We start from the raw sequence: 21477 nt of genomic DNA, 5'->3' as shown, positions 1-21477 counted from the left end.
TTGACATGCGGCGCGTGGTGTTCAATCAGAAAGGTGGCGTGGGCAAGTCCAGCATTGCCTGCAATCTGGCGGCGGTCAGCGCCAGCGAGGGTTATCGCACCTTGTTGGTGGATCTCGATGCCCAGGCCAACTCCACTCAGTACCTGACGGGGCTCACCGGCGAAGACATCCCGATGGGGATTGCCGATTTCTTCAAGCAAACCTTGTCTTCCGGGCCTTTCTCCAAGAAAAACTCGGTCGATATCTACGAAACCCCGTTCGACAACCTGCACGTCATCACTGCCACGGCCGAGCTGGCGGATTTGCAGCCCAAGCTTGAGGCCAAGCACAAGATCAACAAGCTGCGAAAATTGCTTGAGGAGCTTGATGGCGATTACGACCGTATTTACCTGGATACGCCTCCGGCTTTGAATTTTTATGCGGTTTCAGCGCTAATTGCCGCCGATCGTGTGCTGATCCCGTTCGATTGCGACAGTTTTTCTCGTCAGGCGCTATACGGTCTGCTGGCTGAAATAGAAGAACTGAAGGAAGATCACAACGAAGGCCTGGAAGTCGAAGGCATTGTGGTCAACCAGTTCCAGGCCCGCGCCAGCCTGCCGCAGCAAATCCTCGACGAACTGATCGCCGAAGGCTTGCCGGTGTTGCCGGTGTACCTGGGCAGCTCGGTGCGTATGCGCGAATCCCATCAGGCCAACACGCCGCTGATCCATCTCGATCCGCGGCACAAGCTGACTCAGCAGTTTGTCGAGTTGCATAACTTGCTGGAAAACAGCTGAAGATCAAACGATCGCAGCCTTCGGCAGCTCCTGCAGGGTTACGCAAAGCGTAGGAGCTGCCGCAGGCTGCGATCTTTTAATGCGGCGTCAGATTCCCTGGCTGCGCAACCAGCTCATCAACTGCGGCAGCGGGAATGCTCCACTTTGGCGAGCAACTTCCCGACCGTTCTTGAACAGAATCAAACTCGGAATCGAGCGAATCCCCAACTGCGCCGACAACTGCTGGTTCGCCTCGCTATCCAGCTTGGCCAGTCGACACTTGCCCGCCAATTGCCCCGCCGCCTGCTCGAACACCGGTGCAAAGGATTTGCACGGCCCGCACCAGTCCGCCCAAACGTCCACCAGCAGCGGCAGATCACCTTTGATTTGACTGGCGTAGTCGCCTTGCTTGAGTTCGAAGGGTTTGTTCAGCAGGACTTCAGCCTTGCAGCGACCGCATTTGGGATGGTCGCCCAGGCGCTCGGCGGGGATGCGGTTAAGGCCGTTGCAGTGGGGGCAGGGGATGAGAAGTGGGGTGGTCATGAGGAAGTCCTGTTAAGAAGCCGATCGCTTCTATTTGGAGACGTTTGCTCATATTTTCAATCGTGCAGTGTCAGTCGATAAAACTAGGCTGAGTCGTACTGAGCGAGACCATTGGTCATTTTATGATTATCGCAACTTGCGATATTTTGAGCTGTGATTAACTCCCCATAGCAGAGTGCGATAAGGATGTTGCATGCATGTCATCAGCCAAAAACGAATACGTGAAGCCAAGACAATATGGGTATCGGTCGCAAAAGCTTTATATCAAGCACGTGCTGGATCACCGCGAATATGATCGCGGAAAATGGAAGGAGGAAAGAACATGAGTGTTCTGATCAAAAGGGCTGCCGAGCATTGGGAGTTCGTTTCCCCTTTGCTACGCAAGCCAAAAAATGAAGACGACTATGACAAGTTGGTGCAAGCGCTAGACGAGTTGCTCGAGATGACTGGCCTCGATGAGAACCATCCTCTGATGAGCCTGGTAGAGATCATTGGTGACTGGATTGAGGAATGGGATAACAAGCATCACCCAATGCCGAAGCCTAGCGGTGCCGACGTCCTCGGGTACTTGATGCGGGAACATGGCCTGACCCAGAGCGACCTGCCCGGTGTCGGCACTCAGTCGGTGGTATCCGAGATCCTGAGCGGCAAGCGTCAGCTCAACCTGCGGCAGATCCGCTGGTTGTCCGAACGCTTTCGTGTATCGGTGGAAACCTTCATCTGACAGTGTTCAGGAAGAACAACTGATCTCCAAATGCTTGCCCCACTCCGGCGGCCGTTCGGCATAGTTTTCCATCCCCGGTTGCTCCTCGAACGGCTTGCTCAACACTGCATGCAGTCGACGAACTTCCGAATAATCACCACTTTCCGCCGCATCGATAGCCTTTTGCGCCAGGTAATTACGCAGGATGTACAGCGGGTTGACCGCGTGCATGCGTTGGCGGCGTTGCGCTTGATCCAGCTCGCCTTCGCGAGCCACCCGGGCGATGTACAGCTCGGCCCAGGCATCGAAGCCCTTGAGGTCAACGAAGTCATCGCGCAAGCGGGCGACGGCCGCTTCCGGTGATTCCTCGCCCAGGCGGCGGAAGAACAGGCTGTAATCGACGCCGCTGTTTTGCATCAGTTGCAGCAGGTTTTCCAGCAGTTTCTGGTCGTCGTCTTCGGCGGTGGTGAGGCCGAGGCGGCGGCGCATCAGGTCGAGGTAATGGGCCTGGAACAGCGGCAGGTACAAGCCAAGGGTTTCGCGTAGGGCTTCGACGCTGATGAACGGTGTCAGGGCCTGGGCCAGCGCGCTGAGGTTCCACTGACCGATGGGCACCTGGTTGCTGAAGGAGTAGCGGCCCTGATCGTCGGAGTGATTGCAGATGAAGTTGGCGTCGAAGTCGTCAAGGAAGGCGAACGGGCCGAAGTCGAAAGTAATGCCAAGGATCGACATGTTGTCGGTGTTCATTACTCCGTGGCAGAAGCCATAGGCCTGCCACTTGGCGATCAGTTCGGCGTTGCGCTCGACGATTTCACGAAACATCGCCAGATAGGGTTCCGGTTGCTCCAGGCACTCGGGAAAGTGCATGGCCAGCACGTGGTCGCCCAGTTCTTTCTGCTTCTCGGGGCGTTTGGTGTAGTAGAAATATTCGAAGTGTCCGAAGCGCACGTGGCTCGGCGCCAGACGCAGCACCATGGCCGCGCGTTCCTGCTTCTCGCGCCAGACCGGCGTGTCGGAGCCGATCACGCACAGCGCCCGGGTGCTCGGGATATTCAGCGCATGCAGGGCTTCGGAGGCAAGGAATTCGCGGATCGACGAGCGCAGTACCGCCCGTCCGTCGCCCATGCGCGAAAAAGGCGTTTGCCCGGCGCCTTTCAGATGCAGGTCCCAGTGCTCGCCGGCCTCGTTATACACCTCGCCCAGCAACAGGCCGCGACCGTCGCCCAGTTGCGGGTTGTAGGAGCCGAACTGATGGCCGGAATAGACCATCGCCCGGGGAATCGCGTCGGCCCAGAGTTTGTGGCCGCTGAACAATTCGGCGAATTCCGGGGTTTCGGCCACGGCCGGGTCGAGGTCCAGCAACGCCATGGCGGCCGGGCTCGCGACCACGAGACGCGGGTTGTCGATGGGCTCGGGCAGCACATGGGCGGAAAACGCATCGCCCAGACGGTCGAAGCGATTATCGAAGGTCAGTTCGTCGAGGGCTTTCAAGGGCCGGCTCCAGCAGAATGTCCGAGCATTCTGCTGGGGAAAGACCGGTTAGTCGAGCTTGGCGGGAGGTGGCTCTTGCACCGGTTTGCCGTCGACCAACGGCACGATGGTTTTTGCTTCCGGCTCAATCGGCACCATCTTGTACTCCTGGCCATGAAGGTTCTTGAGGTAAACCTCCATCTGCCGGAACGAGATGTTGATGTGCTGCTTCTTGAACTCGCGGTTGATGAAGCGGTTGACCTCGTCGAGCACCGGGTTGCGGTCGCCGAGGTCGCGCACATGCATGCGCAACTCGTGATCGAGGGTACTTTCGCCGAAATTCAGGAAATACACGTGCGGCTCCGGTTCCTTGAGTACCCGTGGGTTTTCCCGCGCGGCTTTCAACAGCAATTCTTTCACCAGATCCAGGTCCGAGCCGTAGTCGACCCCGAGCTTCAGTGTCACCCGGGTGATGGTGTCGGTCAGGGACCAGTTGATCAATTGTCCGGTAATGAACGTCTTGTTCGGGACGATGATGTCCTTGCGGTCGAAGTCGGTGATGGTCGTGGCGCGGATGCGGATCTTGCTCACCGTGCCCGACAGGTTGCCGATGGTGATGGTGTCGCCGATCCGCACCGGACGTTCGAACAGGATCATGATGCCGGAGATGAAGTTGGCGAAGATCTCCTGCATGCCGAAGCCGAGGCCGACCGAAAGCGCGGCGACCAGCCATTGCAACTTGTCCCAACTCACGCCCAGCGTCGATAAGGTCGAGACAAAACCGATGCCGGCGATCACGTAGGAGAGCAACGTAGTGGTGGCATAGGCGCTGCCCTGAGCCAGATTCAGCTTTGACAGCACGAACACTTCCAGCAGGCCGGGCAAGTTACGCGCCAGCGCAAAGGTGATGCCGATGATGATCAGCGCACCGAGCATGTCGCCAATGCTGATCGGCACCATGCTCATGTTGGCGCCGGTGCCGCTGGTGTATTCGTAGAGGGTGATGTTGTCCAGGTACGAGAACACCGAAATCAAGTCCGACCAGACCCAGTACAGCGCGGCGATGAAGCCGCCCAGCAACGCCAGGCGGATCAGGCGCAGGGACTGTTCGTTAACCTTCTCGATGTCCAAAGTCGGCTCTTCGATGACCGCTTCGCCGTCGCCGGCCTCTTTCGCCGCCTGACGTTTGGCCAGGGCGCGCTGATAAGCCAGGCGTCGTGCCGCGACGCTCAGGCCGCGTACGAAAGTTGCTTCGATCACCAGCCAGAACATCAGCAAGTAAAGGGTGTTGATCAACCGGTCGCTGAGTTTGAGCGCGGTGTAGTAATAGCCGAAGCACACGGCCACGAACAACGCGATGGGCAGCGCGGTAAACAGGATGCCCAGGACCTTGCGGAACAGCGAGGCGTTTTCGTGGGTTGGGCTGCTGATCAGCAAGCGGCTGAGTAGCCAGGTCATCAAGGCGTAGCAGATGAGCACCACCGGCATACCGAGCACGTCATCGGCCAGGGCCGCCGGTTGCAGTTCCGCGACCGCCACCACGGTGACCAGCGCCATCACCACCATGCCAAGGCGACGGACCCAGCCACGGAGGAATTCAACCTGGGGTTTTTCCCAGCGGAAATGCAGTTCTGCCACGCCACCTGGCGCCAGAATCCGGTACGCGGTGTAGAACACCAGCCACGCTCCGGCCATTTGCAGTATCGCTGCGCCCATGCTCGCATTCTGCCCGCGAGCGTCGATTTGCAACGCCAGCCCACACAGCGCGAGACCCAGCGCCACCGGCATCGCCAGCAGGATGTTGATCAAAATGGCCTGAGGTGTGTGCCACTGGCTGTCACGCTTGAAGTGGCCGATGTCCTGGTGAACCTTGTTCAGACGGGCATACAACTGCTTGCGGCGCCACAGCAGTGCGCCAATCAGCAAGGCCAACGGCAGGAACAGCAGCGGACGCTGGGTCAGGCCGTCAACCAATTCACTCAGGCTCGAAGCCCAAGGCAGGGTATCGACCTGACGTTTCAGGCGTTCTGGCACCGCGCGCAGCCACTCCAGGTCCAGCGGCTTGTTGCTGGGAATCCAGAACATCTGCTCATCGAGCGTCGCCCGCAGGCTTTGTGCAGTGCTAAGCAGTTGCTTCTGGTTCAACTGCAGGGTGATGGATTCGTTGAGCACCGCGCTCAGTTCGCGGTTCAGCCGTTCCAGCAGATCGGCGCGGGTTGTAGCCAGCTCCAGCAGGCTTTTGCGCAGCTGCGGTGTGACCTGCTCGGGCGGCTGGGCTGCCAGCAGGTTGTCGACGTAGGTGGCCGGGTTGCTTAGAAGTTCGCGTTGCTGGCTGACTTCGAATTGATACAGGCGAATGTCGGCAATCTGGTCGGCAAGGTCGCGGTCAACCCGCAGTCGCGGCAAGGCCTGTTTCTGTTTGTAGAGAATTTTGGAGAGCAACAGGCTGCCCTTGAGGACGTTGATCTGTTCATCCAGGGCGGAATCGCTCTGGGTCAGGCTGTCCAGTTGTTGCTTGGTTTGCAGGTTTTTCTGGGTGACGACGTTGAGACGGTCGGTACTTTTGAGCAGGTAGTCGGAAAGCTTCAGGTTGGCCGTGCTCTCGGTGGCCAACAGGCTGCTGCCGCCAGCCTTCTGCGCTTCGATGGATTGCTGGGTGACCGTTTCTTGAGATTGAGCGAGGCGTTTCTCATTGATCAGGTTTTGCAGCTCTTGAATTTCCTGATCCAGGCGGTCGGACTTTTCCGATAACAGATCATGCTGGCTGTTGCCGAGGTCTTGCAGTTGGTTGTTTCCGGCCAGTTCCTGACGGCGCAGCGGAATCAGGGCGTTCAGCGCCATGAGCTCGGCATTCAGCTGATCGCGCTGCTCGGCACTCAAGGTCTTGCCGGCGTCTTTACCGGACTTGAGGATGTTGTTGATCTGCTGGATGCGCGTCTGGCTGGCGGAAATTTCCGCCTGGGCGCGTTCGGGACGAGTCTGGGCGGTAATGATCAGGCTGTTGGCGTCGCCCAGGGCCTTTTGCAAATCACTTTGCTGGGTCGAACGCTCGGTGAGCATTTGCTCAAGCTGCTGAATCGACTCTTTGCCAAAGCGTTGCGCCACTGGCGGCACGCTGCCGGCCTTGAGGCGGGTCAGCTCACGCTGGTTTTCGATGGTCTGTTTGGGGGCGGTCGCCAGTTGTTGCTTGAGGTCGACCAGTTTCTGCTCGTAATCGCTCTGGTTGTTTAGCTGTGTCAGCGTGCTTTGCAGGACCGATTGCAGGGCCTTTTGATCGGCTTCCGGCAGTTTACGGTCGGCGATCTTGTCCAGGCTCGCCTGCACGGATTCGCGGGTGGGCGGTTCGGCGGCTTGTAAGGTACCGGCAGAGAGGCTCAGGCCCAAAAGGACCATGACGAAAAAAGTGCGCAGGCTTGACATAGAGACCGATCAGATACGAGGCGAAGAATGGAGTTTAGAGGAAGAGCCCGGGGCCCGGGCGACTTCCTTCGGGGAATCTGACGCCCACTTTGCCGATCTTGTTCCCGTCCATGACCGCGACGGTCCAGATGGTGTTGTTCCATTCCACCTGGTCGCCAACCACCGGTGCGCCCCCCACTTTCTGGGCAATGAACTTGCCCAGGGACATCTCCGGATCGATGCCTTCGACCTTCAACCCGTACAGGGCAGCAACCGCGGCCAGTTGGGCGTCTCCTTCGAGTACGAAGTCGCCGAAGAAGCGCAAGTCGAGGCCGCGTTGCGGTGCCTGGCTGAACAGTTTTCCAAGTGCAGGAAGGTTGTGTTCATGGCCGATTACGCAGAGCAAATCGTCCACTTCGAGCACCGTACTACCCGACGGATGGAGCAGTTGCTGGCCACGAAACAGTGCCGCGATGCGTGTGCCTTCGGGCATTTTCAGTTCGCGAAGGGGCGAGCCGATGCACCATTTTTCCGCGCCGAGGCGATAAACGAACAGCTCCCACTCGCTGGTGACGTGGACTTCGAGGGCGGAGCGAGAGATCGGCGCAGGCTCTGGCGGAACGGTCACTTTCAAAAGCTTTGCCACCCACGGCAGGCTCGTGCCCTGCACCAGCAGCGAAACCAGCACGATAAAGAAGGCAAGGTTGAAGTAGAGCTGGGCATTGGGCAGGCCAGCCATCAGCGGGAACACCGCCAGAATGATCGGGACTGCGCCGCGCAAGCCGACCCAGGAAATGAAGACCTTCTCGCGGCCGTGGAACGCCTTGAACGGCAACAGGCCAACGATCACCGACAGTGGCCGGGCAAACAGAATCATCCACAGCGCCAGGGCGAGAGCCGGCAGGGCAATCGGCAGCAAGTCGTGAGGCGTGACCAGCAGGCCCAACACCAGAAACATGCCGATCTGTGCGAGCCAGGCCATGCCGTCGAGCATGTGCAGGATGCCGTGTCGGCTGCGCACCGGGCGATTGCCGATCACCAGGCCGCACAAGTACACCGCCAGGAAGCCGCTGCCATGCAAGGCGTTGGTCAGCGCGAACACCACCAGGCCGCCGGCGATGACCAGGATCGGATAGAGGCCGGTGGCCAGGTTGATGCGGTTGACCAGTTGCAGCATCAACCAGCCACCGCCCAGGCCAATCACGCCGCCGATGCCGAACTCGCGCAGCAGGTGAGTCAGCAGGCTCCAGTGCAGGCCGGTCTGGCCGCTGGCAAGCATGTCTATCAGGGTCACGGTGAGGAACACCGCCATGGGGTCGTTGCTGCCGGATTCGATTTCCAGGCTGGCGGTCACCCGTTCGTTCAGGCCTTTGCCGCCCAGCAGCGAGAACACCGCGGCGGCGTCGGTGGAACCGACAATGGCGCCAATCAACAAGCCTTGAATCAGATTCAGGTCGAACAACCAGGCTGCGGCCATGCCGGTCAGCCCGGTGGTAATCAACACCCCGACAGTCGCCAGCGACAACGCTGGCCATAACGCCACGCGGAAACTCGATACCCGGGTGCGCAAGCCGCCGTCGAGCAGGATCACCGCCAGTGCGAGGTTGCCGACCAGATAAGCCGTGGGGTAGTTGTCGAAAATAATGCCGCCGCCATCGACGCCGGCGGCCATGCCCACGGCCAGGATAATCACCAGAATCGGGATGCCGAGGCGGGAAGAAAGGGAACTCACCAGAATGCTCGCACCTACCAGCAACGCGCCGATCAAGAACAGGCTGTTGATGGTCGTCGCATTCAAAGGCAGTACTCCAGAAAGCTGAAAGGCGGGCACAAACTGACCATGCAGTCTGCGTGCCAGCGATTCTAACCTGTTGAAATGTGATGCTGTCAAAAAGCTTTTGCAGATCAAAAGCCCGGCGCGCTTTCAGCCCTACGCGATCCTTGTAGGAGCCGGGTGGCTGGCGATAGCGATTTCACTGGCGCCATCGCCAGCAAGCCGGCTCCTACAGATCGGGGCGTCTATGGATTAGATGCTAAACCGCCCAACCATGGTGTTCAGGTCTACGGCCAAACGCGACAGCTCACTGCTCGCCGCACTCGTCTGATTGGCACCCGTCGCCGATTGCACCGACAAGTCCCGAATGTTGACCAGATTGCGATCCACTTCCCGGGCCACTTGCGCCTGTTCTTCAGCAGCGCTGGCGATCACCAGGTTGCGCTCGTTGATTTCGACAATCGCGCTGTTGATGGTGTCCAGCGACATCCCGGCGCCACGGGCGATGTTCAGGGTCGACTCGGCGCGCTCGGTGCTGTTGCGCATCGAATCCACGGCGTGCTCGGTGCCGCTCTGAATGCTGCCGATCATGCGTTCGATTTCGCTGGTGGACTGCTGGGTGCGGTGGGCCAAGGCGCGAACCTCGTCCGCCACCACCGCAAACCCGCGACCCGCTTCACCGGCCCGCGCGGCTTCAATGGCCGCGTTCAAGGCCAGCAGGTTGGTCTGGTCGGCCAGGCCGCGAATGACATCCAGCACCTTGCCGATGTCACGGGATTCATTGGCCAGGTCGCCAATCAAGGTCGCAGTGCTCTGAACATCGGCGCTCATGCGTTCGATGGCGCTGACGGTTTCCTGCACCAGATCACGACCGTCGCCGGCGGACGTGGTGGCGTTTTTCGACGCTTCGGACGTGCTGACGGCGTTGCGCGCGACTTCTTCCACGGCGCTGGTCATCTCGTTGACCGCCGTGGCGGCCTGTTCGATTTCGTTGTTCTGCTGGGTCAGGCCACGGGCGCTTTCGTCGGTGACGCTGTTGAGTTCTTCAGCAGCGGACGCCAATTGCGTTGCCGAACCGGAAATCCGCTGCAGGGTGTCGCGCAGTTTGTCCTGCATCTTCGCCATCGCCGCCAGCAGGCGACCAGCCTCGTCCTCCCCGTCGACCTTGATCGGGCGAGTCAGGTTGCCTTCGGCGATTTGCTCGGCGGCGCTCAGGGCGTTAGCGATCGGTTTGGTGATGCTGTTGGTCAGCAACCACGCGAACAGCACGGTCAGGCCGGTAGCAATGACCAGCAGGGTAATGACCAGATTGAACGCCGAGTCGTACTGATCCGCCGCTTGCTGGTTGGTGTCGAGGGTCTGCTGGGTGTTGATCTCCACCAGCTTGCTCAACACCGCGTTGACCGCTTCGGAGTTGCTCAGCAAATCGGCGTTGAGCAGGCTGCGCAGTTCGTCGACCTGATTGTTGCGCGACAGGGTCTTCATCCGGTCTTCGATCTGGCGGTACTGCGCGAGCAACTGCACGTATTGATCGTAGGCGGCGCGCTCCTGCGGGCTGCTGATCAGTTTTTCGTAAGTGGCCTGGGCGGTGCGGATCTGTTGATTGCGCAGATCCAGCAACTCCATGGTCTTTTGCTGAATGTCTGGCTCGCGGTTCACCAGCAGACGATACGACAACACGCGCAGACGCAGGGTCAGTTGGGTGAACTCGTCGAGGCTCGTGATGCTCGGCACGCTGGTGACGGTGATGTTTTCGGCAGCGCCGCGAATCTTGCTCATCTGGTTCAGGGCAAACACCCCCAACACCATCATCAAGCCGCCGATCAGGGCAAAACCGAGGAACGCTCGCGGGGCGATATTCATATTACGAAGGGACATGGTGGTTACCGAAAAGAGCGCACTTGAGCAGTGCCGAGGCTGACGTATGAGTGGCTTATCGGTCATGCGGCTAAAGTCTTGAGCGCTTGCGCGTTTTTGCCGCATAAACGCTGTGGCGACGAAGTGCAGGAACCAGATGGGTCAATCACAGTCTTTAAAGTTCGCGAAGGAGGTCACTCGCCAGCAAAATCAAGGCCTTGCGCCTGGATAACCCTGGCATCCGTGGTGACTTTTCTTTATCGTACGCGCCCTTTGAAAATGCCTGGAAAATCAAAATGTTGGAAACATCCCTAAGCCAATTGGAACAACTGGTCAGCGACCTGGTGCAACAGAACCAGACGTTGGTCAGCACCAACCAGACCCTGAGCGCCGAACTGGCCCAGGCCAAGGATGAAAACGAAAGCCTGCAACTGAACCTGATGGAGCAGGAAGAGAAACAGGGCGCTACCGCCGCACGCATCCAGGCCCTGGTTGAGCGCGTCAGCGCTGGCCCTGTCAGCGCATGAGTTACAACGCCGCAGGGGTAAAAGTCGTCTCGATCCTGGGGGAGGACTATTCGATCAAGGCGCCGGCCGGGGAAGAGCAAACCCTGCTGGACGCTGCAATGATGTTGAAAGCTGCCCTGGCCGACACCAAACGGAAGTACCCGACGCTGATCGGTGACCGCCTGCTGGTACTGGCCGCGATGAATCTTTGTTCGCAGCAGATCGAAATGCAGAAGCAACACAAGCTCGAACTCGACCGTTACCAAGAGCAAGTCAGCGCCACGGTTGAAGTGATCTCCAAGACGATCAATCAGGCCTGATCGGCTTTGCGCACAACCAAAGAATAAATTGTCGTTTGCGCTGTATACAATCGGCACGGCTGTTGCAGTGTTTCAGCCTCTTATTCTTTGGGGGTGCTCCATGCATTTCTGGCGACGCAGTATTCAGTGGCAGTTGATCCTGAGCATGGGCACCGCCCTGTTGGTCAGTATCCTGATCGTGGTTGGCATTTATACCCTCGTGGTCAACCGTCTCGCCCAGAGCTATCTGGTTGAACAAGCGCTGCCGTCGAGCATCGAAGCGATGCGCAACGACATCGAGCGCATCCTCGTTCAACCGCTCACCGCCGCCAAGGACATCGCCAGCAACAGCATGGTGCGCGACTGGCTGGCCGAGGGTGAAAACAGTGCCCAGGCCGCAACATTCACCACATACCTCGAAGGCATCCGCGCCGAACACAAAGCTTTTACCGCGCTGATTGTCGGCACCGCGTCCAACCACTATTTCACCGAAAAAGGCCTGGACCGCACTCTCAGCCGTTCCAATCCGAAAGACGCCTGGTTCTATGCGTTCCTCGACAGCAACCAGCCGCGCACCCTCAATATCGACACCGACACAGCCACCGGAGAATTGACGCTTTTCATCGACCTTAAAGTCGAGAAGGCAGGCAAAGTCGTGGGCGTTGCGGGCCTTGGCCTGAGCATGAAAGAGCTGTCGGAGCTGATTCACAACTTCAGTTTCGGTGAGCGCGGCAAGGTCTATCTCGTGCGTTCCGACGGTTTGGTCCAGGTTCACCCCGAGGCGCAATTCAGCGGCAAACGCAGCCTGGCCGAGCAGATTGGTGCGTCGGCGGCACAATCGGTCATGGGTCAAAAAACCGCCACCAACAGCAGCTTCGTGCGCGATGGCGAAGACTTTCTCGCCTTAAGCCTGCCTCTGCGAGATCTCGGCTGGACACTGGTGGCCGAAGTGCCGCAGTCGCAAATCTATGCCGAAGCCCGACGCGCCATGTGGATGAGCAGCGGCATCGGCCTGGCCGTGGCGCTGGTGTGCCTGTTGCTGGTGGTTTTGCTTGCTCGTGGCTTGGTGCGCCCGATTCGTCAAGTAACAGCGGCGCTGGTGGCCATTGGTAGCGGTGGTGGGGATTTGACCCATCGGCTGGATGCCAGTCGTGCCGATGAGCTGGGTGATCTGGCTCGCGGGTTCAATCGGTTCCTCGACAGCCAGCGCGACATGATCGGGGAAGTGCTGACCACCAGCGAACGCTTGCGCACCGCCGTCGGCCAGGTCGCACGGGTGGTGGACAACACCGCTGAGCGATCCGGACGTCAGCAGGAAATGACCGACATGGTCGCCACCGCGGTCCACGAAATGGGCCTGACCGTGCAGGAAATCGCGCAAAACGCCGGCAACGCGGCGGTCGCCTCGCAAAATGCGCGGGACGAGGCAATGCAGGCGCGGGAAGTGGTCGGTGGTTCGATCCGCCATATAGAAAGCATGTCCGATGAAATCGGCCTCGCAGCGGGCGCGGTGGGTGAGTTGGCCAATCAGGTCGCGTCTATCGATCAGGTACTGGCGGTGATTCGCGGAATTTCCGAACAGACCAACTTGCTGGCGCTCAACGCGGCCATTGAAGCGGCGCGCGCCGGGGACATGGGGCGCGGGTTCGCGGTGGTGGCCGATGAAGTGCGGACATTGGCGCGACGCACGCAATCGTCGACCGATGAGATTCAGCAGATGATCGGCAGTCTCAAGGCAGGGGCGGAGAATGCAGTTTCATCGATGCATTCGGGGCAAGCGGCCACCGGCACGGGGGTCGAGTCGAGTCAGCGCACCGGAGCGTCCTTGACCGCGATTACCGGGCAGGTCGAGCGCATCAGCGACATGAACCACCAAGTGGCGACGGCGACGGAAGAGCAGTCGGCGGTCACCGAAGAGATCAACCGCAACGTGCAGGGGATTTCCGATCTGGCCCGGGCGACGGCGGGGGAGGTCAGGGCTTGTCGCGAGGATTGCCAGACGTTGCAGCGGTTGGCGGATGATCTGGCGCGGCAGATGGGTGGGTTCAAGTTGAGTTAAGAGACCACTCTGTGGCGAGGGAGCTTGCTCCCGCTCGGCTGCGAAGCAGCCGCAAATACAGGCAACTCGGTGCATCATATCTGGGTTGCTGGATTTGGGAGCGCTTCGCACTCCAGCGGGAGCAAGCTCCCTCGCCACAAAAACTTGCCAGTCGTCAGAACCATTCATCCTGCATGCTCAGGCACACATCATCCCGAGCCTCAAGAATCGCCAGTTCATGATGGCAACCCGGCACTTCCCACGTCAGGAAATACCGCGCCGCCTGCAACTTGCCCTTATAGAAACTGACATCCGCCGAATTGCCCTTGGCCAACCCTTCCTCAGCGCGAATCGCCTGTTCCAGCCAGCGCCAGCCAATCACCGTGTGCCCGAACACCTTCAGGTACAGTGCCGAATTCGCCAGGCTACTGTTGACCTTGCCCTGGGCCAGATCGGTCAGCAGGCCAATGGTCACGGTTTGCAGGCGCGCCACCAGTTTCTCCAGTGGTTCACGCAGTGCAGTCAGCGAGTCAAACGCTTGCGCACGCTCGGCAGTGACGGCGATCAGGCGGATCAATTGCTTGAGCCCGGCACCGCCGTTCTGCGCCAGTTTGCGCCCAAGCAAGTCCAGCGACTGAATGCCGTGGGTGCCTTCGTGGATCGGGTTCAGGCGGTTGTCGCGGTAGTACTGTTCCACCGGGTATTCGCGGGTGTAACCGTGACCGCCGAGGATCTGGATCGCCAGTTCGTTGGCCTTCAGGCAAAACTCCGACGGCCAGGATTTGACGATGGGCGTCAGCAAGTCCAGCAGTTCGTGGGCCTGCTTGCGTTCGGCTTCGGTCTCTAGCGTGGTGGTGTCATCGAACAGCCGCGCGGCGTACAAGCCGAGGTCGAACGAGCCTTCGACGTAAGCCTTCTGAGTCAGCAGCATGCGTTTGACGTCGGCATGCTGAATGATCGCCACCGGGGCGGTGTTCGGGTCCTTGCTGTCTGGCACGCGACCCTGCGGACGCTCGCGGGCGTACTCCAGCGAGTACAGGTAACCGGCGTAACCGAGCATCACCGCACCCATGCCGACGCCGATCCGCGCCTCGTTCATCATCTGGAACATGTAGCTCAGGCCATGGTGCGGCTTGCCTACCAGATAACCGACACACTCGCCGTTATCGCCGAAATTCAACGCTGTCGATGTGGTGCCGCGCCAGCCCATCTTGTGGAACAGCCCGGCCAGCAACACATCGTTACGCTTGCCGAGACTGCCATCATCGTTGACCAGGAACTTGGGCACGATAAACAGCGAAATGCCTTTCACTCCAGCCGGTGCGTCCGGCAGCTTGGCCAGCACCATGTGCACGATGTTTTCCGACAGCGGGTGATCGCCGCCGGAAATGAAGATCTTGTTGCCCTTGAGTCGATAAGTGCCGTCGGACGCTGGCTCGGCACGGGTACGAATATCCGACAGCGACGAGCCGGCGTGCGGCTCGGTCAATGCCATGGTGCCGAAGAATCGCCCGTCGATCATTGGTTGCAGGAAGCGGCGTTTCTGCTCGTCGGTGCCGAAGCTTTCAATCAGGTTCGCCGCGCCCATGGTCAGGAACGGGTACGAAGTCGACGCGGCGTTGGCCGACTGGAAATGCGCGAAGCAGGCTTGGGACAAGAGCGTAGGCAGTTGCATGCCACCGGCATCGAAACTGCGCGCTGCGTTGAGGAAACCGGCTTCAAGGAAGGCATCCACCGCCGGTTTCACTTCCGGAATCAGAATCGCCTGACCGTCCTCGTAGCGCGGCTCGTTCTCGTCACCCTTGCGGTTGTGCGGGGCGAAGAACTTTTCGGCGATGCTGCGGGCGGTGCCAAGGGCGGCATCGAAGGTTTCGCGGTTGTGCTCGGCGAAACGCTCACGCTGGGTCAGGCCCTCGGCATCGAGGACTTCATACAGCTCGAAAGCCAGATTGCGGGAACTGAGCAGCGTCTCGGACATGGCGGCCTACCTATTATTGGGATGGGCCGAGTCTAGGCGTGGGCATGAAGGCTGAACAGGATGATTGATTTCGGTGATGGAAGAGCAAAACACCAACCTGTAGGAGCTGGCTTGCTGGCGATGGCGGTGCATCAGACGCACTGTGCTGTATCGATCGCCAGCAAGCCGGCTCCTACAAGGCAAAAAAAATGGGCGCCGATGAGGGCGCCCATTTTTGTAGCAACTGACGTTCGGTGAAATTAACCGATAGTCATCAGGCTGGCATTACCACCCGCCGCAGCCGTGTTAACACTCAGCGCCCGCTCGATCACCAGACGCTCCAGCGCAATGTTGGTTTCGCCTTGCGACAGCCCGTGAACCCCGACAATCGCGCCAGCGCGCTTGGCCACTTGCTGGCAAACCGCACGCAACTGATCGGAATGGCCGTGATGCAGGACCGCATCAAACACCACTTCGTCCTTGTTCCAGTCGGAAACCAGCTTGATCCGCGCCTGAACTTCCTTCGGCAAGCGTGCGAACAAGGCCTTGGTCAAGTCAGCTTCCGGCCATACCGCTGAACCACCTACAGCCAATACCGCCGTCAGTTGCGTCAGCAGGTCGCCTTCGACTTCCGCCAGGCACAGCACGTGCTCACGCGGCAGGATCGCATAGCTGTTGCGCTCGCCGGTCGGGCCAGCCAGAACGCGGGTGATCCCGCTTTGCGATTGCGCGGCGAACTGCACGCACAGGGCGCTCAGGTCGGCGAACTTGTTGCTGTCGGCCCAGGTTTTCAGGGCGGTCAGCGGCTTGCTCATGGCTTCACGCAGGCGAACGTCCGGTGCCACGGCAGCATCACCGCGAGCGAAGGATTGTTCGATTGCATCGGTAGGACGCGTCGACAGCAAGCGGTACAGGTACAGCGGACCACCGGCTTTCGGACCAGTACCCGACAAGCCCTCGCCACCGAACGGTTGCACACCAACTACAGCACCCACGATGTTGCGGTTCACGTAGACGTTACCGGCATTGACGTTGTCGATCACCTTGGCGATGGTCTCGTCGATGCGAGTGTGCACGCCCAGCGTCAGGCCGTAGCCGGAAGCGTTGATCTGGCCGATCAGTTGATCGATGTCTTTGCGCTTGTAGCGAACCACGTGCAGCACTGGGCCGAAGATTTCGCGCTGCAGTTCGTCGAAGCTTTCCAGTTCGATCAGCGTTGGCATCACGAAAGTACCGCGTTTGACTTCTTCAGCATCAGCGATAGCCACCTGATACACGCTGCGACCTTTGTCGCGCATGGCCTGGATGTGCTTCTCGATGCCGGCCTTGGCTTCAGCGTCGATTACCGGGCCGATGTCCACGGACAGACGTTCCGGGTTGCCGAGACGGCTTTCCGCCATGGCGCCCTTGAGCATTTCGATGACACGGTCGGCGGAATCTTCCTGCAAGCACAGCACGCGCAGCGCCGAGCAACGCTGGCCGGCGCTGTCGAACGCCGACGAAACCACGTCGATCACAACCTGTTCGGTCAGAGCCGAGGAGTCGACGATCATCGCGTTCTGGCCACCGGTTTCGGCGATCAGCGGGATCGGGCGGCCCTGGGCATCCAGGCGACCGGCGATGTTGCGTTGCAGCAAGCGAGCGACTTCAGTGGAGCCGGTGAACATCACGCCTTTGACGCGATCGTCGCCGACCAGGCCGGCGCCGACGGTTTCGCCACGGCCCGGCAGCAATTGCAGCACGCCTTCCGGAATCCCTGCTTCAAGTAGCAGGCGCACGGCTTGAGCAGCCACCAGAGGCGTTTGTTCCGCCGGTTTAGCCAGTACCGGGTTACCGGCGGCCAGTGCGGCGGCAACTTGGCCGCTGAAGATCGCCAGCGGGAAGTTCCACGGGCTGATGCACACGACAGGGCCCAGCGGACGGTGAGCGTCATTGGTGAAATCGTTGCGTGCCTGCACCGCGTAGTAACGCAGGAAGTCCACGGCTTCACGCACTTCGGCGATGGCGTTGGCGAAGGTCTTGCCGGCCTCGCGAGCCAACAGGCCCATCAGCGGCTGGATCTCGCCTTCCATCAAATCTGCGGCACGTTCCAGGATCGCGGCGCGTTCGGCAGGCGGGGTGGCCTGCCAGATCGGTGCGGCGTTCAGGGCGCACTGAATGGCGTTGTCGACGTCTTCGACGGTGGCTTCCTGCACATGGCCGACCACGTCACGCAGATCGGACGGGTTCAGTACTGGCGCAGGCGTTTCAGTGCTGGAGGCGCAACCGAGCATCGGCGCGGCTTTCCAGTGGTTGTGAGCGGTCGCCAGCAAGGCGCAGGACAGGGAAGCCAGACGATGTTCGTTGGCCATGTCGATGCCGCTGGAGTTGGCGCGTTCCGAACCGTACAGGTCACGCGGCATTGGAATGCGCGGGTGTGGCAGGCCGAAGCCGCCTTCCAGCGTGGCCATCTGCTCGATGCTGGCTACCGGATCGGCTACCAGTTCCTGAATGGAGATCGACTGGTCGGCGATACGGTTGACGAACGAAGTGTTCGCGCCGTTTTCCAGTAGGCGACGTACCAGATACGCCAGCAGTGTTTCGTGGGTGCCAACCGGTGCGTACACGCGGCACGGACGGTTCAGCTTGCCTTCGGAAACTTTGCCTACAACTTGCTCGTACAGCGGTTCGCCCATGCCGTGCAGGCACTGGAACTCGTACTGGCCCGGGTAATAGTTCTGACCGGCGATGTGGTAAATGGCCGACAGGGTGTGGGCGTTGTGCGTGGCGAACTGCGGGTAGATGACTTCCGGTACCGACAGCAGTTTGCGTGCGCAAGCGATGTAGGAAACGTCGGTGTACACCTTGCGGGTGTAGACCGGATAGCCTTCCAGGCCTTCGACCTGGGCGCGCTTGATTTCGCTGTCCCAGTACGCGCCTTTCACCAGGCGGATCATCAGGCGATGACGGCTGCGACGAGCCAGGTCGATCACGTAGTCGATCACGTACGGGCAACGCTTCTGGTAAGCCTGGATGACGAAACCGATGCCGTTCCAGCCGGTCAGCTGCGGCTCGAAGCACAGGCGCTCCAGCAGATCCAGCGACAGCTCGAGGCGGTCGGCTTCTTCGGCATCGATGTTCAGGCCGATGTCGTATTGCTTGGCCAGCAGGGTCAGCGACAGCAGGCGCGGGTACAGCTCGTCCATAACGCGCTCGTATTGCGCACGGCTGTAACGCGGGTGCAAGGCCGACAGCTTGATGGAAATGCCCGGACCTTCATAAATCCCACGGCCGTGGGAGGCTTTGCCGATCGAGTGGATGGCTTGTTCGTACGAGGCCAGGTACTTCTGGGCGTCGTGCTCGGTCAGCGCTGCTTCGCCAAGCATGTCGTAGGAATAGCGGAAGCCCTTGGCTTCGAATTTGCTCGCATTGGCCAGGGCTTCGGCGATGGTTTCGCCGGTCACGAACTGCTCGCCCATCAGGCGCATCGCCATGTCGACGCCCTTGCGGATCATCGGCTCGCCGCTCTTGCCGATGATGCGGCTCAAAGAGGAAGTCAGGCCAGATTCGTTGTGGGTCGAGACCAGTTTGCCGGTCAGCAGCAGACCCCAGGTCGCAGCGTTGACGAACAGGGAAGGGCTGTTGCCCAAGTGCGGCTGCCAGTTGCCGGTGCTGATCTTGTCGCGGATCAGGGCGTCACGGGTGCCTTTGTCCGGGATGCGCAGCAGCGCTTCGGCCAGGCACATCAGCGCCACGCCTTCCTGGGACGACAGGGAGAACTCCTGCAGCAGGCCTTGAACAATGCCGGCACGGCCGCCAGCACTCTTCTGGTTTCGCAGTTTTTCTGCGATGGAAGCAGCAAGTTTGTTAGTAGCTTCGGCCATCGGTGCCGGCAGGCGCGCCTGCTCGATCAGCATCGGAACGACTTCTGGCTCCGGGCGACGATAGGCGGCGGTGATCGAAGCACGCAGTACCGACTGAGGCAGGATGCTTTCGGCGAACTCCAGGAAGCACTGATGCGCGTGGTCGACATGGGCTTCGCCCGAGTCGTCGGCGTCTTTGGCGGTCAAACCATTCAGTTCGGTCAGGGTTGCACCACCCTCGAGTTTTTCCAGGTAATTGAAAATTGCCTGCTTGATCAGCCAGTGCGGCGTGCGATCAATCGAGGTCGCGGCAGCCTTGAGGCGTTCGCGGGTTGGGTCATCGAGTTTGACCCCAAGGGTGGTGGTAGCCATGTTTTTATCCTCATGTTTGCCACGACTGCGTGGCATCAGCTGGCGGCAAGATTAGCCGTGCACTGAAAGAGGTGCAACCGGGTGCAACCCTTTTTTTGTCGGAATATTACGCAGCTCGTCAGGAAATATATTCTGGTACGGACGTCCTGCTCGTTGTTGGTGCTTTTACTTCTAGCAAAGCCCCGGGACTGCGTTATTTGGGAGCAAAAACAGGCGCTTTGACGGAAAAAGCTAGGGGGTGCAACTAATTCTCCAGAAATGGGTTGCACCTTATTTGCTTTGTTGAATAGGATTCGCGCCCCAAGGTGCAACCAGTCTTAAAAGGCAGGTGTACCGGCTGATGGCTTTCCTGGGGAAACATCAGTCATAAATGCGCGGGTTCCAGGATCGTCTGTCAAACGTCACCGTTTGAGAGCGGTTCAATCAGCCGCCGCTACATAAAAACAAAGCCAGGGCGTTACTTAATGAGCGTAAGCAATCCAACCCTGATCACGTTCGTGATCTACATCGCAGCAATGGTGCTGATCGGCTTCATGGCCTATCGCTCCACCAACAACCTTTCTGACTACATCCTGGGCGGCCGTAGCCTGGGCAGCGTCGTGACCGCACTGTCTGCCGGTGCTTCCGACATGAGTGGCTGGTTGTTGATGGGCCTGCCGGGCGCCATCTACATGTCCGGTCTGTCCGAAAGCTGGATCGCCATCGGCCTGATCGTCGGTGCGTACCTGAACTGGCTGTTCGTCGCCGGCCGTCTGCGTGTGCAGACCGAGCACAACGGTGATGCCCTGACCCTGCCGGATTACTTCTCCAGCCGTTTCGAAGACAAAAGCGGCCTGCTGCGGATCATCTCCGCCGTCGTAATCCTGGTGTTCTTCACCATTTACTGCGCTTCCGGCATCGTCGCCGGTGCTCGTCTGTTCGAAAGCACCTTCGGCATGTCCTACGAGACCGCGCTGTGGGCCGGTGCTGCGGCGACGATTGCCTACACCTTTGTGGGCGGTTTCCTGGCCGTAAGCTGGACGGATACCGTACAAGCGACCCTGATGATTTTCGCCCTGTTGCTGACGCCGATCATCGTGCTGCTGGCCACCGGCGGCGTCGACACCACGTTCCTGGCGATCGAAGCGCAAGATCCAAGCAACTTCGACATGCTCAAGGGCACGACCTTCATTGGCATCATCTCGCTCATGGGCTGGGGCCTGGGTTACTTCGGTCAGCCGCACATCCTCGCGCGTTTCATGGCGGCGGATTCGGTCAAATCGATTGCCAACGCTCGCCGCATCTCCATGACCTGGATGATCCTGTGCCTGGGCGGCACCGTGGCGGTAGGTTTCTTCGGTATCGCTTACTTCTCGGCTCACCCTGAAGTAGCCGGTGCTGTGACCGAAAACCACGAGCGTGTGTTCATTGAACTGGCCAAGATCCTGTTCAACCCATGGGTCGCCGGTGTCCTGCTGTCGGCCATTCTGGCTGCCGTGATGAGCACCCTGAGCTGCCAGTTGCTGGTGTGCTCGAGCGCCCTGACCGAAGACTTCTACAAAACCTTCCTGCGTAAATCCGCTTCCCAGGTTGAGCTGGTCTGGGTCGGCCGCGCCATGGTGCTGCTGGTTGCCCTGATCGCAATCGCGATGGCAGCCAACCCGGAAAACCGCGTGCTGGGTCTGGTGAGCTACGCCTGGGCTGGTTTCGGTGCTGCGTTCGGTCCGGTTGTCCTGATCTCCGTGATCTGGAAAGACATGACCCGCAACGGCGCACTGGCCGGTATCCTGGTCGGCGCGATCACCGTGATCGTCTGGAAACACTTCGAGCTGTTGGGTTTGTACGAAATCATCCCTGGTTTCATTTTCGCCAGCCTGGCGATCTACATCGTCAGCAAACTGGGCAATCCGACTGCCGGCATGTTGCAGCGCTTCGCCGCTGCCGAGGCTGATTTCCGTCTGAACAAGTAATCGGCACGAGCGA

The 21477-nt window shown here is 59.7% G+C and carries 13 protein-coding genes and 1 pseudogene; 7 read left to right on the top strand and 7 right to left on the bottom strand.

Features of this window, described 5'->3' with window-relative positions; all coding sequences use genetic code 11:
* The first annotated feature begins 5 nt into the window (after positions 1 to 5).
* Entirely contained in the window at positions 6 to 776 is a 771-nt protein-coding gene (locus tag ABVN21_RS21340; protein WP_339555159.1) for a ParA family protein, read from the top strand.
* An 87-nt stretch (positions 777 to 863) separates the two neighbouring features.
* Here ABVN21_RS21340 and trxC read toward each other — a convergent pair whose 3' ends face one another.
* Positions 864 to 1298, bottom strand: coding sequence for a thioredoxin TrxC (gene trxC / locus ABVN21_RS21335; RefSeq protein WP_339555160.1), 435 nt, complete (start codon positions 1296 to 1298; stop codon positions 864 to 866).
* 242 nt (positions 1299 to 1540) lie between these two features.
* Between trxC and ABVN21_RS21330 the strand changes: the two are divergent.
* Positions 1541 to 1624 (top strand): annotated as a pseudogene (locus ABVN21_RS21330) (type II toxin-antitoxin system HigB family toxin); the annotation flags it as partial.
* Positions 1621 to 2022, top strand: a complete 402-nt coding sequence (locus tag ABVN21_RS21325) for a transcriptional regulator (protein WP_339555161.1) — start codon at positions 1621 to 1623, stop codon at positions 2020 to 2022. The pseudogene ABVN21_RS21330 and the gene ABVN21_RS21325, both read left to right, overlap by 4 nt.
* A 6-nt stretch (positions 2023 to 2028) precedes the next feature.
* Here ABVN21_RS21325 and selO read toward each other — a convergent pair whose 3' ends face one another.
* From selO to ABVN21_RS21305, 4 genes are all read right to left on the bottom strand, one after another.
* Positions 2029 to 3492, bottom strand: a complete 1464-nt coding sequence (gene selO / locus ABVN21_RS21320; protein ID WP_339555162.1) for a protein adenylyltransferase SelO — start codon at positions 3490 to 3492, stop codon at positions 2029 to 2031.
* Between the two features lie 48 nt (positions 3493 to 3540).
* A complete protein-coding gene (gene mscK, locus ABVN21_RS21315; RefSeq protein ID WP_339555163.1) occupies positions 3541 to 6891 on the bottom strand; it encodes a mechanosensitive channel MscK in 3351 nt (1116 codons plus the stop codon).
* Between the two features lie 34 nt (positions 6892 to 6925).
* On the bottom strand, positions 6926 to 8668 hold the full coding sequence (locus ABVN21_RS21310; RefSeq protein ID WP_339555164.1) for a potassium/proton antiporter: 1743 nt from the start codon (positions 8666 to 8668) through the stop codon (positions 6926 to 6928).
* Between the two features lie 228 nt (positions 8669 to 8896).
* Positions 8897 to 10522: a methyl-accepting chemotaxis protein gene (locus ABVN21_RS21305; protein WP_339555165.1), complete on the bottom strand. Its 1626-nt coding sequence runs from the start codon at positions 10520 to 10522 to the stop codon at positions 8897 to 8899.
* Between the two features lie 275 nt (positions 10523 to 10797).
* Here ABVN21_RS21305 and ABVN21_RS21300 point away from each other — a divergent pair, with 275 nt between their 5' ends.
* The 3 genes from ABVN21_RS21300 (at position 10798) to ABVN21_RS21290 (ending at position 13365) form a co-directional block, all read left to right on the top strand.
* A complete protein-coding gene (locus tag ABVN21_RS21300) occupies positions 10798 to 11028 on the top strand; it encodes a hypothetical protein (RefSeq protein ID WP_339555166.1) in 231 nt (76 codons plus the stop codon).
* Positions 11025 to 11327 carry a cell division protein ZapA gene (locus ABVN21_RS21295; protein ID WP_102698611.1) on the top strand — a complete coding sequence of 101 codons (303 nt, stop codon included), beginning with the start codon at positions 11025 to 11027 and terminating at the stop codon, positions 11325 to 11327. Before ABVN21_RS21300 ends, ABVN21_RS21295 begins: the two co-directional genes overlap by 4 nt.
* 100 nt (positions 11328 to 11427) lie before the next feature.
* Complete coding sequence (locus ABVN21_RS21290) at positions 11428 to 13365, top strand: methyl-accepting chemotaxis protein (protein WP_339555167.1); 1938 nt, start codon at positions 11428 to 11430, stop codon at positions 13363 to 13365.
* 154 nt (positions 13366 to 13519) lie between these two features.
* On the opposite strand, the gene ABVN21_RS21285 is transcribed toward ABVN21_RS21290, so the two are convergent.
* The gene (locus ABVN21_RS21285) at positions 13520 to 15322 is read right to left on the bottom strand and encodes an acyl-CoA dehydrogenase (RefSeq protein WP_339555168.1); all 1803 of its coding nucleotides are present in this window, start codon (positions 15320 to 15322) and stop codon (positions 13520 to 13522) included.
* 239 nt (positions 15323 to 15561) lie between these two features.
* On the bottom strand, positions 15562 to 19515 hold the full coding sequence (gene putA, locus ABVN21_RS21280; protein ID WP_339555169.1) for a trifunctional transcriptional regulator/proline dehydrogenase/L-glutamate gamma-semialdehyde dehydrogenase: 3954 nt from the start codon (positions 19513 to 19515) through the stop codon (positions 15562 to 15564).
* 464 nt (positions 19516 to 19979) lie between these two features.
* Here putA and putP point away from each other — a divergent pair, with 464 nt between their 5' ends.
* The gene (gene putP / locus ABVN21_RS21275) at positions 19980 to 21464 is read left to right on the top strand and encodes a sodium/proline symporter PutP (protein ID WP_034148676.1); all 1485 of its coding nucleotides are present in this window, start codon (positions 19980 to 19982) and stop codon (positions 21462 to 21464) included.
* Positions 21465 to 21477 lie beyond the last annotated feature (13 nt).

The sequence above is a fragment of the Pseudomonas sp. MYb327 genome (assembly GCF_040438925.1).
In the GTDB taxonomy this organism is placed as follows: domain Bacteria; phylum Pseudomonadota; class Gammaproteobacteria; order Pseudomonadales; family Pseudomonadaceae; genus Aquipseudomonas.
Note: the sequence above shows the minus strand (reverse complement) of the source record. Positions and strands in the feature narration are given on the sequence as shown.

What these genes read in the sequence shown, in the direction of transcription:
- ABVN21_RS21305 (WP_339555165.1), bottom strand. Translation starts at nt 10,522, where the DNA reads ATGTCCCTTCGTAATATGAATATCGCCCCGCGAGCGTTCCTCGGTTTT.
- ABVN21_RS21300 (WP_339555166.1), top strand. Translation starts at nt 10,798, where the DNA reads ATGTTGGAAACATCCCTAAGCCAATTGGAACAACTGGTCAGCGACCTG.
- ABVN21_RS21295 (WP_102698611.1), top strand. Translation starts at nt 11,025, where the DNA reads ATGAGTTACAACGCCGCAGGGGTAAAAGTCGTCTCGATCCTGGGGGAG.
- trxC (WP_339555160.1), bottom strand. Translation starts at nt 1,298, where the DNA reads ATGACCACCCCACTTCTCATCCCCTGCCCCCACTGCAACGGCCTTAAC.
- ABVN21_RS21325 (WP_339555161.1), top strand. Translation starts at nt 1,621, where the DNA reads ATGAGTGTTCTGATCAAAAGGGCTGCCGAGCATTGGGAGTTCGTTTCC.
- ABVN21_RS21285 (WP_339555168.1), bottom strand. Translation starts at nt 15,322, where the DNA reads ATGTCCGAGACGCTGCTCAGTTCCCGCAATCTGGCTTTCGAGCTGTAT.
- putA (WP_339555169.1), bottom strand. Translation starts at nt 19,515, where the DNA reads ATGGCTACCACCACCCTTGGGGTCAAACTCGATGACCCAACCCGCGAA.
- ABVN21_RS21290 (WP_339555167.1), top strand. Translation starts at nt 11,428, where the DNA reads ATGCATTTCTGGCGACGCAGTATTCAGTGGCAGTTGATCCTGAGCATG.
- ABVN21_RS21340 (WP_339555159.1), top strand. Translation starts at nt 6, where the DNA reads ATGCGGCGCGTGGTGTTCAATCAGAAAGGTGGCGTGGGCAAGTCCAGC.
- putP (WP_034148676.1), top strand. Translation starts at nt 19,980, where the DNA reads ATGAGCGTAAGCAATCCAACCCTGATCACGTTCGTGATCTACATCGCA.
- mscK (WP_339555163.1), bottom strand. Translation starts at nt 6,891, where the DNA reads ATGTCAAGCCTGCGCACTTTTTTCGTCATGGTCCTTTTGGGCCTGAGC.